Annotated in this window: 14 protein-coding genes; 9 read left to right on the top strand and 5 right to left on the bottom strand. The window is 60.0% G+C overall.

Going from position 1 to position 12,969, the window contains the following annotated elements; translation table 11 throughout:
* Positions 1-277: 277 nt before the first annotated feature.
* The 3 genes from WM42_RS05505 to WM42_RS05495 all read right to left on the bottom strand — a co-directional run bounded on the left by WM42_RS05505 (position 278) and on the right by WM42_RS05495 (position 3,688).
* Positions 278-1,864 (bottom strand): peptide ABC transporter substrate-binding protein, encoded by a 1,587-nt coding sequence (locus WM42_RS05505; RefSeq protein ID WP_062036152.1) that lies wholly within the window; start codon positions 1,862-1,864, stop codon positions 278-280.
* A gap of 235 nt (positions 1,865-2,099) precedes the next feature.
* Positions 2,100-3,035, bottom strand: coding sequence for an alpha/beta fold hydrolase (locus tag WM42_RS05500; protein ID WP_062036150.1), 936 nt, complete (start codon positions 3,033-3,035; stop codon positions 2,100-2,102).
* 158 nt (positions 3,036-3,193) lie between these two features.
* Positions 3,194-3,688, bottom strand: a complete 495-nt coding sequence (locus WM42_RS05495) for a phage holin family protein (protein WP_061920205.1) — start codon at positions 3,686-3,688, stop codon at positions 3,194-3,196.
* 109 nt (positions 3,689-3,797) lie between these two features.
* On the opposite strand from WM42_RS05495, the gene WM42_RS05490 reads away from it, so the two are divergent.
* Complete coding sequence (locus WM42_RS05490; RefSeq protein ID WP_061920207.1) at positions 3,798-4,535, top strand: hypothetical protein; 738 nt, start codon at positions 3,798-3,800, stop codon at positions 4,533-4,535.
* Positions 4,536-4,544: 9 nt separating this feature from the next.
* Here WM42_RS05490 and WM42_RS05485 read toward each other — a convergent pair whose 3' ends face one another.
* Positions 4,545-5,411 (bottom strand): HAD family hydrolase, encoded by an 867-nt coding sequence (locus tag WM42_RS05485; protein WP_082778534.1) that lies wholly within the window; start codon positions 5,409-5,411, stop codon positions 4,545-4,547.
* Positions 5,412-5,815: 404 nt separating this feature from the next.
* Here WM42_RS05485 and ssd point away from each other — a divergent pair, with 404 nt between their 5' ends.
* Genes ssd through WM42_RS05450 form a run of 7 tightly spaced genes read left to right on the top strand, consistent with a single transcriptional unit; the run spans position 5,816 to position 10,211 of the window.
* Complete coding sequence (gene ssd, locus WM42_RS05480; RefSeq protein ID WP_061920209.1) at positions 5,816-6,841, top strand: septum site-determining protein Ssd; 1,026 nt, start codon at positions 5,816-5,818, stop codon at positions 6,839-6,841.
* A gap of 14 nt (positions 6,842-6,855) precedes the next feature.
* Complete coding sequence (locus tag WM42_RS05475) at positions 6,856-8,001, top strand: TadA family conjugal transfer-associated ATPase (protein WP_062039208.1); 1,146 nt, start codon at positions 6,856-6,858, stop codon at positions 7,999-8,001.
* On the top strand, positions 7,998-8,774 hold the full coding sequence (locus WM42_RS05470) for a lipase chaperone (protein WP_061920213.1): 777 nt from the start codon (positions 7,998-8,000) through the stop codon (positions 8,772-8,774). The genes WM42_RS05475 and WM42_RS05470 overlap by 4 nt, the downstream gene beginning before the upstream one ends.
* A complete protein-coding gene (locus WM42_RS05465; RefSeq protein WP_061920215.1) occupies positions 8,768-9,298 on the top strand; it encodes a type II secretion system F family protein in 531 nt (176 codons plus the stop codon). Before WM42_RS05470 ends, WM42_RS05465 begins: the two co-directional genes overlap by 7 nt.
* A 53-nt stretch (positions 9,299-9,351) precedes the next feature.
* Positions 9,352-9,543 carry a DUF4244 domain-containing protein gene (locus tag WM42_RS05460; protein WP_061920217.1) on the top strand — a complete coding sequence of 64 codons (192 nt, stop codon included), beginning with the start codon at positions 9,352-9,354 and terminating at the stop codon, positions 9,541-9,543.
* Between the two features lie 3 nt (positions 9,544-9,546).
* Positions 9,547-9,891, top strand: coding sequence for a hypothetical protein (locus tag WM42_RS05455; protein ID WP_061920220.1), 345 nt, complete (start codon positions 9,547-9,549; stop codon positions 9,889-9,891).
* Complete coding sequence (locus WM42_RS05450; RefSeq protein ID WP_062036140.1) at positions 9,891-10,211, top strand: Rv3654c family TadE-like protein; 321 nt, start codon at positions 9,891-9,893, stop codon at positions 10,209-10,211. The genes WM42_RS05455 and WM42_RS05450 overlap by 1 nt, the downstream gene beginning before the upstream one ends.
* Here WM42_RS05450 and WM42_RS05445 read toward each other — a convergent pair.
* Complete coding sequence (locus WM42_RS05445; RefSeq protein ID WP_062036138.1) at positions 10,208-12,571, bottom strand: DEAD/DEAH box helicase; 2,364 nt, start codon at positions 12,569-12,571, stop codon at positions 10,208-10,210. The genes WM42_RS05450 and WM42_RS05445 overlap by 4 nt on opposite strands.
* Before the next feature lie 186 nt (positions 12,572-12,757).
* On the opposite strand from WM42_RS05445, the gene WM42_RS05440 reads away from it, so the two are divergent.
* Positions 12,758-12,961 (top strand): cold-shock protein, encoded by a 204-nt coding sequence (locus tag WM42_RS05440; protein ID WP_061920226.1) that lies wholly within the window; start codon positions 12,758-12,760, stop codon positions 12,959-12,961.
* Positions 12,962-12,969 lie beyond the last annotated feature (8 nt).

The raw sequence follows: 12,969 nt of genomic DNA, 5'->3' as shown, positions 1-12,969 counted from the left end.
GGTCCGTGCGTATTTACGCTGTGGCAGAGGCTGCTTACGCGTTTATTAAAATCTGTCGCCTGTCTGGCTATAGGAAATCGTAGTTTGTGACCTATCTCAATGTGCAATATGCAGGCGTTATCGAATTATTAGAGGGGTAGTGCGCGGGGGCCTTGTCAATAACGGGCCTAGTCCGTAACAGAAACTGTGGGATGTGCAAACCGAGAAAGGGGCGGGCATGGCATTGCTCCGCCTCGAACGCGCCGAGGCGGAGCAGGTGCCATGAGCGGAAGGAGGGTTACTCCTTGGTGATTTCGTAGTAGACCGGTACGCCCTTCCAGCTGAACTTAGCGTCGCTTACGGCCTCGGAGAAGCCGCCGGTGGCGTTCGGGTACCACAGTGGGATGGCCGGCAGGTCCTCGAACAGGATTGCCTGGGCCTCCTTGTACTTGGCATTAGCCTCTTCTTGGGAGCTGGACTTTGCTGCCTCTACCAGGAGCTTGTCGAACTCTTCGTTGGAGTAGTCGCCGTCGTTAGAAGAGCCACCGGTCTGGTACAGCGGTGCCAAGAAGTTACCCATGGATGGGTAGTCTGCCTGCCAGCCGGTGCGGAAGCCGGTCTTGATGGTGCGGTTGGTGACTTCATCACGCAGGGACTTGAAGTCCGGGTAAGGCGCGCCAACTGCCTCGATGCCCAAGGTGTTCTTGATGGAGTTGGAGACTGCGTCAACCCAGCTCTTGTGGCCGCCGTCAGAGTTGTAGGCGATCTCGAAGGAAGGCGAGGACCACTTGTTCATCTTGTCGGCCTTGGCCCACAGCTCCTTGGCCTTTTCTGGGTCATACTTCAAGACCTCATTGCCCTCGATGTCCTCGGAGTAGCCCGGCAGAACAGGGGAGGTGAAGTCCTTGGCTGGGGTGCGGGTGCCCTTGAAGATGGTCTCGGTGATCTCGTCACGGTTGATTGCGTAAGAGATTGCCTGGCGGCGTAACTTGCCCTCTTCGCCGGAGAAATGCTCAAGGTTCTCGCCGATGGTGAAGGACTGGAAGCCTGCGTAAGGCTGGTTGGATGCGCGCTCACCCAGGTCGGACTCGTAGACGTCGAAGGCGGCATCTGGGACGGCGTCGAGAAGATCCAGGTTGCCGGAGAGCAGATCGGCGTAGGCGGCGTCGTTAGAAGTGTAGAAGACGAACTTAACGCCGTCGTTAGCAGCCTTCTGGCCACCCTTGTACTCCTCGTTCGGAACGACGGTAGCGTCCTGGTTGTGGTTCCACTCGGCGAGCTTGTACGGGCCATTGCCGATTGGGCTCTGGCCAAAGGCCTCCAGGTCATCGAAGGCGGACTCGTGGAGCGGGTAGAACGCGGAGTAACCCAGCTGTGCTGGGAAGTCTTGTTCAGGGTTGTTGAGCTCGACGGTGAAGGTGTAATCGTCTTCTATCTTCAGGCCCTCGAGCTCCTTTACGCCCTCCTTGAAGCCCTTGATGTTGCTGAAGAAGGAAGCGTTGAGCTGATCGTTTGCCACTGCGTAGTTCCACGCGTCAACGAAGTTCTTTGCGGTAACCGGGGAACCATCGGAGAAGTTGGTCTTCTTGAGCTTGATGGTGAACTTGGTGTTGTCCTTGTTCGGCTCGATGGATTCTGCGATCTCGTTCTGCGCCTTGCCATCCGCGTCGTAGTACACGAGGCCCGAGTAGATGCTGTCAACGATGCGGCCGCCGCCGGTTTCGTTGGTGTTTGCCGGGATCAGCGGGTTCTGGGGTTCGCTGCCCCATGCGGTGATGTAGTTGCCGCCGGAGCCGTTCGCGGAGCCGTTATCGCTACCGCATGCCGCGAGGGCCAGGGTTAGGGAGGCTGCAGAAACTACAGCGAACGTCTTTTTGATCGTCATAACGGGGAGAGACCTCCGAATTAGGTCGAGCCTTGAGTGAACATTGATGAACCTTGAAAGGTTGGAACTGAAGTTACACTGTGGCTGCGCGCACATTCAAGGATTTGAAAATTATAAGCGTGTGATGAAAACTATAAGTCGGCAGATAGTATTATCTGTACAGGACTTTTGTGCGAATACATAAAGAAAACGCCACCCCTTTGTGGGGTGGCGCTCTGAAAGTATTAATTGTTACTTATTTCGCAATTTGTTCCCTTAAGGGTGCAAGCCATTGCTGAAGGGTCTCGACGAAAACGCCCGGGGCCTCGATGTGTGGCAGATTCTTAGTCTGCGGAATGGTCTTTTCTTCGAAGGTACCAAGGCAGCGGTTTTTCGCGCGGCGAATAAGCGGGCGCCATAGTTGCTGAGCGGGATGAAAATAAAGAATGGGTGCTTCCACCGAGGAGTCGATCCAACTTAATGGCGGAACAGCAGTGCGCATGCGGTGGTTCCACAAGATGCCGCGGCGTACATTGCCGATTTGTGAGGCGGTAATGCGCAGCTGCGCAATCTGGTTGCGTGCGTCGTGCGAAAAGCTCGAGTCGGTGTTGAGGGCCAGCTCTTTTTCATAGCTTGAGGCATAAAGGAGAGGGTTGCGGCGGCTGAGTGGTCCGCCCAAGCGGCAAAGGGCGGCGCGCAAAAGGAGCCAGCCGAAGTCCCAGGGACGTGCCGCCATCGCGCGGCGCAGATCGACCGGGTGGGAAGAAGAGATGGAAACTAAGCCAAGCGTGCGTTCTGGGCGCTCGCTAGCTACCGCCCAGGCAATTGCGCCACCGGCATCTGCGCCAACCAAGAAGGCTGCATCGTGGCCCAAGGCTTGGATTACGCCGGTGACGTCGCCAACCACTGCGCGCATATCTTGGCCTGCTTCGACTGGCGGTTTATCGGAAAGGCCAAAGCCGCGCATGTCGAGGGAAGCAACGTGAAAGCCTTGTGCGGCCAAAGGGGCGATGGCGTCTTTGAAATCGAACCAGCCGCCGAAAGAGCCGTGTAGGAAAAGTACGAGCGGATCGCTTGGAGAACCTGCGGTTGCAACGTGGAGGCGAATGCCGCGGGTATGGATGTACTCGTGTTTGAATGGTCCGTCTAGCTCAACCACCGAGGGCGACAAGGGTGCTGGAGTCTGGGCCATGAGATGTGGTTCCTTTCACCAGATGAGGCAGCTTGCAGCAAGAAGGGGTGGGAGAGACGGGGGCGGCGAAAAGCAAACTCGCCTATTAAATGCTAAACCCGCCCGAGCAAAAGCAAGCTCGGGCGGACTAAGCGAAGAAAAATCTCAAGGTAGAAGCTTTAGGTGTACAAACCGCGCTCGACGGACTTGGAAGCCTTGCCTGGAACCAGCTTCTTTAGTTCCTTGGTGGACTCGATGGTCTTCTCGGGTGCCTTGACCTTCTTGATGTTCTTAAAGCCGATGAAGCCAACGACGGCTGCGATCACCAGCATGATGAGGAAGACGATCAGGAATGCGGCCCAACGGTCGAGCCACTTGTCAAGCAGCTCGGCGAGGAAGAGGAAAAAGAAGAAAGAGCTATAAAGCGCAACGGTTCCGGCAACGCCGAACATGCCAGCACCGATGCCGCCCTTCTTAGCGGACTGAGCCAGCTCGGTCTTGGCGAGCTCGACCTCGGAGCGGACGAGCTGAGACATCTGCTCGGTAGCGTTGGAGACCAGTTGGCCAACGGAGGCCTCGCCGCGCTTCGAGCTATCGGCGTCGCTAAGCGGGATAGCGTTGACCTTTGGGGCGAACTGGTTCGCACCGTCAGTGAATAGTCCGTCGTTGCTCACGGTTAAATACTCCTAGCGTTTGTCTAAATCTGTATTGGCCATAGTAATGAAGCCTGACAGCTGCGTGTGTGAGGAATCGCAGTGGCCGCACAGGTCTATCCTAGAGGATATGGCAGAAAAAGACCCGTTGGCCCCGCTCTTTGCGTTACCCGGTGTGGAAAATTCAGCCGCGCGTGCGGTCGAGAAAATTTCTCGCGCGCACCGCCGTCCTGCTGGATTGCGGAAATTTGATGTCATTTCTGCGGAATCGGCGATGCGGGGTGCACGTGCTGCGGTCTTTGTAGATGGGCTCAAAATTTCGCCCAATGTTGCGCCCGATCTATCCCCCGATCTAACTGCTGAAGACGCAATGGAAGGGCCGCTGGCCAATTCCATTAGCGCCTATAGTCTCTTGGCCCCGGAGGTTCAGGCAACCACGGTGCGTACCTTTGCCCGTGCCCCGTTGCAGGTGCTTGCGCGTCTCGACGTCGCGGCCGGCGGCACGGGAATGCCAAACAGCGCACAAGCAGCACGCGTACAAGCCCTTTCTCGTCTTGTAAGTGGAGGAAGCGGCGTTGCCTTCGACCGCCTGCTGCCCGTCGTGGTGCACGCGGAAATTGCGGCTTATGAGGTATTTGGCCCACGCAGTAACTTGATTGGAATGGTTGCCGCACGCCTGGCAGCCATCCATAGCGGATTCGATCCGCGTGGCTTCGCCGTACCGGAGACCTATTACAACCGCCATAGCGCGCAGTATTGGCAGGTCATAGGAGAATATTCGGAAAATCCCGGGCCCGCATTGGAGTTTTTGCTTGCAGCCTGGGCTGCCGGCGGCGTGGAGGCGGATGGAATCGCGCGCTCGGCCTAGAAGCTGGCACTAGGCGCTGGACTTTGGGGCACGCAGAAAATCCGGGTGCTGGTTGAGCCAGAGCCCTGCGGCCACAACCGCTGCGATGCCAGCGACGACGGCAGATCCAATGCCTACTTCTTTTGCGCCCGGCATCGTAAATAGCGGAACCGGATCCTTGAAGGTGCGGATATCCCAGCCATGTTCCAGGGCATGCTTTTTCATGTGGCGATCGGGATTGACCGCCACTGGGTGGCCAACCAGAGCTAGCATCGGGATATCGGTGGCGGAATCAGAATAGGCAAAAGAGACATCCAGGTCGATATCTAATTCCGCAGCGAAGTCCGCAATGGCCTGAGCTTTTGCTGCGCCCTTGCAGTAGTACAGAATCTTTCCGGTGAACTTGCCGTCCACCTCTTCTAGCTCGGTAGCGACTACGCGCTCGATGCCTAGCTCTTCAGCGATGGGGCGCACGAGCGTGGCAGCCGAAGCCGAGATGATGATTACCTCGTGGCCGGCTGCTTGATGGAAATCGATGAGTTCCCGGGCCTCTGCGTAGATGGCGGGCGTGACCACGTTGTGCATGGTCTCTTTGGCGATGCTGTGTACCTCCGCGACGGACCAACCGGCGATCATCGCGGCTAGTTGATCGCGAGTGGCGTCCATCTGCTGGCTGGAGTGCCCCGCGAACATGTAGCTTGCTTTTGCAATCGACATCTGCAGCGCCTCCGCTGGGGTAATGAGCCCGTTGTGCATGAACTCTTTGCCAAAGGCGAAAGCGGAAGATGTGGCGATGATGGTCTTGTCTAGATCGAAGAACGCAGCCACGCGTGCGTAATCGGCGGCCTGCTCTACGGGAGCCTCGCCGCTGCGGTGGTGGCTGGATGCATCATTCATGTTGTGGCCAATGTTAAAGGTGTTGCGTGGCTGCGGCAAGAGGATCGGTGCAATCCAACAAATGCAGGAAACAAGCTGGATTGCTGCTGTTGTCAACCTGTCTCTTACATGTCATAATGAGCCTTGCAAGGCCCCGATATACAGTGCGGCCTGCCCCGGCTCACCCCCCCGATGCCGGGTTACCGATGACCCGCGCACACCCCCCCGAGGCGCGGGTCATCATCTATTTACAGGCGGGATGCCCTAGAAACCACGCGTTCAGGAAAGTACCAACCGCACTATTTCCACAGTTTTTAGCTGATACGTCACCTTGAGTCGCGGTAGGTGCTTTAAAACCGGCGAGTTATCCACAGCCGCAAAATTGCCTCTAGTGCTGGGGATATCGCTTCACCAATGCTGGAGGCATGAGTTCATACGACGCCAGCATCGCTATCGCAGTGGGAGATTCCGCGCTGCGGGTGGAAGTAATCGCCGCGGCAGCGGCGACGAGCGCGCAGGTTACTGCGGTTGAGGACCCGCGTGACTTCGCGCGGTACCTGCCGAAAGCCACGGTCATCGTTGCGGATAAGCTCACCGCGGAATTAGTCGCCAGCCACAGTAGGGCACCAGTGCTTTTCGTCGCAGCAGATCCAGGACCCATTGATTATGAGGCCGCCATGAAGTGCCGCAGCGCCGAGGCCTTTATCATTCCGGCGGAATCGAAACAGCTTTTGAGCGCTTTGGCGGATCGAGTCCGGCCGCAGCAGACAAGCGGCAATAACTTCGCGTTGGCCATAGTTGGCGCGGCAGGGGGAGTAGGAACTTCGACTTTTGCTTATGCCGTGGCGAGCGTGGCAGGGGCCGGACTGCTTATCGACGCCACCTCTTACTCCGGTGGGCTTGACCTACTGGCAGGAATCGAGGAGGAGCCGGGAGCGCGTTGGCCGGACCTTGCGGCAGGTAGCGGAAGCGTAAACGCAGTGGATCTACATCGCGCGTTGCCGCGAGTAGGCGAACTGGGAATTTTGGCTGCTGCGCGGAGTGGCCATGCAGGCCAGCCGAGTATTAAGCCGGCGCGCCGGGAGGCTATTTTTCAGGCTGCCGCGATGCACCCAGCCGGGGCAGTTTTCGATTGCTCGCCCCTTGAAATCCCACAGGCCTGCGAGCATGTCGTAATCCTAACGGCTGCAGAGGTGCGCCCGACTGCCGCATGCGCCAAGCTCGTGGCGGAGCTGGAGGCCAAACAACAAAAATGCAGTGTAGTGGTGCGCTACAGGCAGTGGTCAGGCCTTTCGAAGGAAGACATCGCCAAAATTGTTCATCGCGATCCGATTGCCGAAATTCCCACGCTCCGGGGTCTTACCAAAGCTGCCGATACGGGTGGCCTACGGCGGCTGCCACGCGGGCTGCGGGTGGCTGCCGAAAACGTTGTCGGCGAGGTCCTGGCATGAGCGGCGGTGCAGGGATGAGCGAGATAAATCTCTTGGATAGGTTGCGCACGATTGTGGCCGCGTCGCCTGAGTTGGTGGCTGACACTACGGCGCTCGCGCGCCGGATTCGTCAGGAGGCAGGCGTTATCAGCGATGCAGACGTGCTGGATCTGCTGCGTCGCCTGCGGCATGATTCCCTGGGCCTGGGAGTCCTCGAGCCGATCCTGGCGCAGCCCGGGCTTAGCGACGTCGTGGTTAACGGCCCGCGCAGTTGCTTTATCGACCGAGGCAATGGGCTAGAACCCACGCCAGTTTCTTTTGTCGATGATGCCGAAGTCCGCCAGCTGGCCACGCGCCTGGCCGCAGTAGCAGGCGTGCGCCTCGATGATGCGCAGCCTTTTGCCGATGGTCGGCTTGCCCGTGGGGATGGCACTGCGTTGCGCCTGCATGCTTTGTTGGCACCGCCTTCGGCTGGCGGGACGTGCATCAGCTTGCGCGTGCTACGCCAGGCGCAGACGAGCCTGGAGCAGCTTGTTGCCAGCGGGAGTATCGCGAAAGAGGTGGAGCCGCTGCTGCGGGCCATCGTGGAAAAACATGCTTCCTTTCTCGTCATTGGCGGCACCGGTGCGGGAAAGACCACTTTATTGTCGGCGCTGCTGGGCACGGTGCCTAAGAATGAGCGCATCCTTGTCATCGAAGACACCGCGGAGTTGGCGCCGCTGCATCCGCATGTGGTGACTTTAGTATCCCGGCGCGCTAATGCAGAAGGCCGCGGTGAAATAACGATGGCTAAGTTGCTGCAGCAGTCTTTGCGTATGCGCCCCGACCGCATCGTGGTCGGTGAGATTCGTGGTGCGGAGGTCGTGGACCTGCTCGCCGCATTAAACACTAGTCACGATGGCGGAGCAGGAACGTTGCATGCCAACTCCGTGTGGGAGGTGCCAGCTCGCATGGAGGCACTCGCCGCACTGGGTGGGTTGGACAGGGCGGCGTTGCACTCCCAACTGGCCGCCGCAGTGCATGTGGTCCTGGCGATGGAAAGAGGGCCTGAGGGAAGGCGCCTGGCACACATTGGGGTGCTGGAAGGCAATCCGGTACGGCCGCAGCTTATCTGGAGCGCCGACACCGGGCCGGGGGAAGGCTTTAGTGAGTTTGTTGAGCGCTTAGGGGTGGCGCAATGACTTTTATACTTCTGGCTTTAGCTGCGCTTTTAGCGCAACCATCCGCCGCGCGGCGCTTGCATCAAACGGAAGGGCGCAAGCGTGTCCCGACGCTTTTGATTGGGCCAATCGTCTTTTGTGGTGGGCTGTGCTTTTACGTCTTTGGCCGCTTAAGCGTCGCCCTCGCAGTGCTCTGCGTCGTTGCCTGCGCGGTGTGGTACCTGCGGGATATCAACTCCGCGCGGAGGTCCCGGCGCGCCCGCAAAGAACTCGCCACGTTCCTGGGCACGGTCTCTGCGGATCTGCGGGCCGGTGCTACGACGGCCGGTGCCCTAAAGCGTGGCGTGGAAGCGCTACCTGCGGATTGCCCCGCCGCCGTGCTCGTGCCGCTGCGCACTGCGGCAGGCATGGCCGCCCACGGTGGGGCCATCCACGGTCCGCTCGTTGCGGCCACGGAACCGGCGGTGGTGCGGCTAGGCCACGTCATTCGGCTCTCTTCTTTGCACGGCGTGGCGCTGGCGGGGCTGGTGGAGCAAGCCCAATCCCAGTTGGATGCGGCCCGCCGGCATGCGCAATCCACGGAGTCTTCTCTGCAAGGTCCGCAGGCCACCGCGCTTATCCTGGCATGTCTGCCGTTGGCCGGCATCGCCATGGGAGGCGCGATGGGCGCGGATTCGCTGGGGCTGCTTTTAGGAGGCGGACTTGGTGGCCTTCTTCTCGTCATAGGGGTTGGCCTGGCCTGCGGCGGGTTTGCGTGGTCGCGCTACATCTTAAGGAGCGCGACGGCATGCTGACTTATCTTTGCCTGGCTCTTGCACTGTGCATTCCCACGAGCGCGCCGCTGCGTCGGATCGTGCGGCCCAAGACTCCGCGGGATGGCCCCGGAAAGCAGCCGGCACCGCTCGATGTGGCCGCCGACCTAGAGCTCTTCGCCGCCTGCGTGGAGGCAGGGCTGTCGGTACGTGAGGCCTTGGCAGGCGTGGCGTCGACAAGCGCGTGCGCTGCCTGGAAGGAAGCGGCGACGCTGCTGGGCGTGGGCGCTCCGCTGGCCGCTGCCGTGGACGTGCTGCGTGCACAGCCGCAACTCGAAGATCTCGCCGGATTACTGGAGCTTTCCGGGGAATCGGGTGCGGCGATTGCCGCGGGCTGTCATCGCCTAGTCGAAACCTTGCGGGCGGAAGCCACAGCTCATGCAACCGCTCGGGCAGAGCGCGCCGGGGTATTCATCGCGCTGCCGCTGGCAGTGTGCTTCCTCCCAGCCTTCATAGTCCTGGGATTGGTGCCGGTGATTTTAAGCCTCGGCTCCCAATTGTTGTAACCGTAAACCACACATTTTTCACCTCAATTCACCCACAAGGAAAGGAAGAGAACATGCACAAGATTGCTGCTCAGATTAATACCGCTTTCAAGAATGACGACGGTATGTCCACCATCGAATACGCCATGGGTTCGCTGGCCGCTGCGGCCCTTGCGGCTGTGCTCTATGCCGTCATCAACGGCGGCCAGGTGCCAGACGCTATCGAATCCATCATCACTGACGCTTTGTCTAACACTCCGGGTTAAACAATGCGGCGCTGTTATCTTCACATCGTTCGGCGCCTTAGCGGCGACACTGGTTCGGTCACCATTGAGGCAGCCCTCGGCTTGAGCTCTTTGGTCATCGTTGCAGCCGGTGCCGTTGCGGGTGTCGCGACGATGGCGGCCCACCTGGCGGCTGTCGACGCCGCCGGTGCCGCTGCGCGTGCCTATGCGATAGGCGAGGACTACTCCCAGGAGAAAGTAAGCGTCGACATCGCTGAAAGGGGTGGCCTCGTCACCGCACAAGCCACCGTGCGCTCGCCGTTGGGGGAGATGAAAGCGCAGGCAGTGTTTCCGGCCGAGATAGCGGGTTCGGCGGGAGGCGGGCAGTGATGTGCCGCAAAGACGCTGAGGCTGGCTATGCCACCGTGGTTAATGCGGGGATCATCGTTGCCATCGTCTCCCTCCTCTTGGTTGTTGTCACCGTGGCCAGCCGCGTGGCAGCGCGCCATGAGGCGCAGGTTGCCGCCGACATGTCGGCGGTGGCGGCCGCGTGGGAACACGCAAAAGGCCAAGACGGGTGTGCCGCGGCGCGGGAGACCGCGCAGCACAACAACTCCAGTGTTAGGCAGTGCCGCGTGATCGAGCGCGATGTCATCGTCACTGTCGCCGTGAGGCGCGTGGAGGCGGTGGCTCGGGCTGGTCCGGTCTAGGTCTCGGTGGGCATGGGCCCTGACTGCGTCATCGTCACCAGTGCACCAAGCAACTTAATGGCACCGGCCTTATCCAGCGGGTTGTTGCCGTTGCCGCACTTTGGTGACTGCACGCACGAGGGGCAGCCTGCCTCGCACGGGCAAGAAACCACCGTTTCATACGTGGTGGCTATCCACTCCGGGAAGCGGCGGAAGCCTTCATCGGCAAAGCCGGCGCCGCCCGGGTGACCATCGTAAACAAAGACCGTAGGAAGACCAGTATCCGCATGCTGCGCCGTGGACACGCCGCCGATATCCCACCTATCGCAGGTAGCAATCAGCGGTAGCAGGCCAATCGCGGCGTGCTCCGCCGCGTGCAGAGTGCCCGGAGTATCGGCGGCGCTCACACCCATTGCTGCAAGCGCCAGCGGATCAATGGTGTAGGCCACCGCACGGGTGTGCAGGCGCTGCTGCGGCATGTCCAGCGGAATGTCATCGCCAACCGTGCCGTCGGGCAGGCGCACCTGGTAGCCGGTTACTTGGTCGACTACTTCCACTTCTACGTTGGCCACCCACAGACCCGGCGCATAGTTGATGAGCTCATCGGCCTCGCGCACGATGCGGATATCCGTAGTCGAGCGCGGGGTCGTTGTATATTCCGGCGTCTCCGGCATTGCCAGCGCCAGGTAGTCCGCGAAGTGCAGCTGCTCAATCACGAAGCTTTCGCCCTGATGCAGATACACCGCGCCGGGGTGGACCTGGCTGGCGGCGCGTCCAGCGTCGATGGTGCCAAGCAGGCGGCCGTCGGAAGAATCCACGATCATCACTTCCTCGCCTGCGCCGCCGCGCAACGATACCGCCGAGTGTGCGGTCTCTGGGGTGAGCTCTTCGCCCGCCGGGATGGGCGCTGCAAACCAGCCACGGTCGCGGCGTCGCAACAGCCCGCGCTCCGCCAAGGAATGGACAACCTCCTGCGCACCCAGCTGGGCGATCTCCGCATCTTGCAGTGGCTTTTCCACCGCCGCGCAATAGACATGGCCGAACAAGATATAGGGATTTGCCGGGTTAAACACGCTGGCCTCCACCGGCCTTCCCAGCAGGGCCTCCGAATGATTCACCAAGTAGGTATCCATCGGCTCGTCGCGCGCGACCAAGACCACCACGGAGCCTTGCCCGCGTCTTCCCGCGCGGCCCGCCTGCTGCCAGAAGCTAGCCACCGTTCCCGGAAAGCCCGCAATGACCACGGCATCAAGGCCGCCGACGTCAATGCCTAGCTCCAGCGCGGAGGTGGTGGCGACGCCGAGCAGCGTGCCGTCGTCAAGCGCGTGTTCTAACTTGCGCCGGTCCTCAGCTAAGTAACCCGCCCGATAAGCCGCGATGCGACGGGCGAAATCGGGACGTCCGAGGGAACCAGATAGCTCCTCCGCGGTGCGCAAGGCCACCGTCTCCGCGGCGCGCCGGGAACGCACAAAGGTAAGAGTGCGGGCGCCTTCTGCCACCAAAGTCGCCATCATCCCAGCCGACTCGGTGGTTGCGGCATAGCGCACGGGAGCGCCATTTTCGCCCTCCGCGCCATCGATGAACCCGGGCTCGCAAAGAGCCACCGTCCGCGCGCCCGTGGGCGCGCCGTCTTCTGTGACCGCAACCGTCTCACGCCCGGTAAGGCGCTGCGCATGCAGTGCTGGGTCCTTCATCGTGGCCGAGGCAGAAATCACCACCGGATGCGCGCCATAGTGCTCGCATAAGCGCAGCAAGCGGCGTAAAACCAGCGCCACATTCGCACCAAATACTCCCCGATAGGAGTGGCACTCATCTACGACGATGAAGCGCAAGTGCCGCAAGAAACGCGCCCAGCGTTGATGCGAGGCCAGCATCGACATGTGGATCATGTCTGGATTCGAAAAGATAAAGCGCGCGTCGTCCCGGATGCCGGCTCTGGATTCGGTGGGCGTATCGCCGTCATAAGGCGCCGCGACCACACCACGCAACTGCTCAATCTCACGGCACATCTGCAAAACCGCGTGCAGCTGATCCGAGCCCAACGCCTTAGTGGGGGTGATATACAAAGCGCACGCGGTGGGCTCTTCCGCCAGCCTGGTCAGGATGGGAAGTAGGTAGCCTAAAGATTTGCCGGAGGAAGTGCCGGTGGCGACCACGACGTCGTTGCCCCGCCATGCTTCTTCGGCCACTTTAACCTGGTGCGAATAAAGCTTTGCCACGTCATGGCCCTGCAAATAGGTTTTAAGCCCCGGCAAAACCCAATCTGGCCACGGACCGAATTGGGCAGGTTTTGCCTCTAAAGTGGTGACGGAAGTAAACGTTGTTTCATCGAAGCGGCGTTGCAGCAGCTCGACTAATTCTTGGCCGAGGGGGTTGGGCACGCTACCCCCTTTCTAAAAAGATTTACGTGGCGAGCTATCGCCAGCTAACCAAACGTGCCACACTGGGTGCTAGGCCGATAAATTCTTGGCTCAGTGTTTTTCTTTTGGTTAGTGCTGGCGAAGATTTGTTTTCCACAATCCATTTTGTCCACTACTAGTAGACACTTACATAGAAGGTTAAACACCATGGCACAAGGCACCGTCAAGTTCTTCAACGCAGAAAAGGGCTACGGCTTTATCGAGATGGAAGATGGCTCCGGCGACATCTTCGTTCACTACTCCGAGATTCAGGGCAGCGGTTTTCGCACCCTGGAGGAAAACCAGAAGGTTTCCTTCGAGGTCGCCGAAGGTCAAAAGGGTCTGCAGGCCCAGAACGTCACCGCCCTTTAGAACGCAGC

It is taken from the genome of Corynebacterium simulans (genome assembly GCF_001586215.1).
Taxonomy (GTDB): Bacteria; Actinomycetota; Actinomycetes; order Mycobacteriales; family Mycobacteriaceae; genus Corynebacterium; species Corynebacterium simulans.
The sequence above is the reverse complement of the archived record's forward strand: the minus strand, read 5'-3'. Positions and strand labels throughout refer to the sequence as shown.

Coding starts and splice junctions, on each gene's coding strand:
- WM42_RS05460 (WP_061920217.1), top strand. CDS start 9,352: ATGCACAAGATTGCTGCTCAGATTAATACCGCTTTCAAGAATGACGAC.
- WM42_RS05470 (WP_061920213.1), top strand. CDS start 7,998: ATGACTTTTATACTTCTGGCTTTAGCTGCGCTTTTAGCGCAACCATCC.
- ssd (WP_061920209.1), top strand. CDS start 5,816: ATGAGTTCATACGACGCCAGCATCGCTATCGCAGTGGGAGATTCCGCG.
- WM42_RS05505 (WP_062036152.1), bottom strand. CDS start 1,864: ATGACGATCAAAAAGACGTTCGCTGTAGTTTCTGCAGCCTCCCTAACC.
- WM42_RS05475 (WP_062039208.1), top strand. CDS start 6,856: ATGAGCGAGATAAATCTCTTGGATAGGTTGCGCACGATTGTGGCCGCG.
- WM42_RS05450 (WP_062036140.1), top strand. CDS start 9,891: ATGTGCCGCAAAGACGCTGAGGCTGGCTATGCCACCGTGGTTAATGCG.
- WM42_RS05465 (WP_061920215.1), top strand. CDS start 8,768: ATGCTGACTTATCTTTGCCTGGCTCTTGCACTGTGCATTCCCACGAGC.
- WM42_RS05485 (WP_082778534.1), bottom strand. CDS start 5,411: ATGAATGATGCATCCAGCCACCACCGCAGCGGCGAGGCTCCCGTAGAG.
- WM42_RS05490 (WP_061920207.1), top strand. CDS start 3,798: ATGGCAGAAAAAGACCCGTTGGCCCCGCTCTTTGCGTTACCCGGTGTG.
- WM42_RS05440 (WP_061920226.1), top strand. CDS start 12,758: ATGGCACAAGGCACCGTCAAGTTCTTCAACGCAGAAAAGGGCTACGGC.
- WM42_RS05500 (WP_062036150.1), bottom strand. CDS start 3,035: ATGGCCCAGACTCCAGCACCCTTGTCGCCCTCGGTGGTTGAGCTAGAC.
- WM42_RS05455 (WP_061920220.1), top strand. CDS start 9,547: ATGCGGCGCTGTTATCTTCACATCGTTCGGCGCCTTAGCGGCGACACT.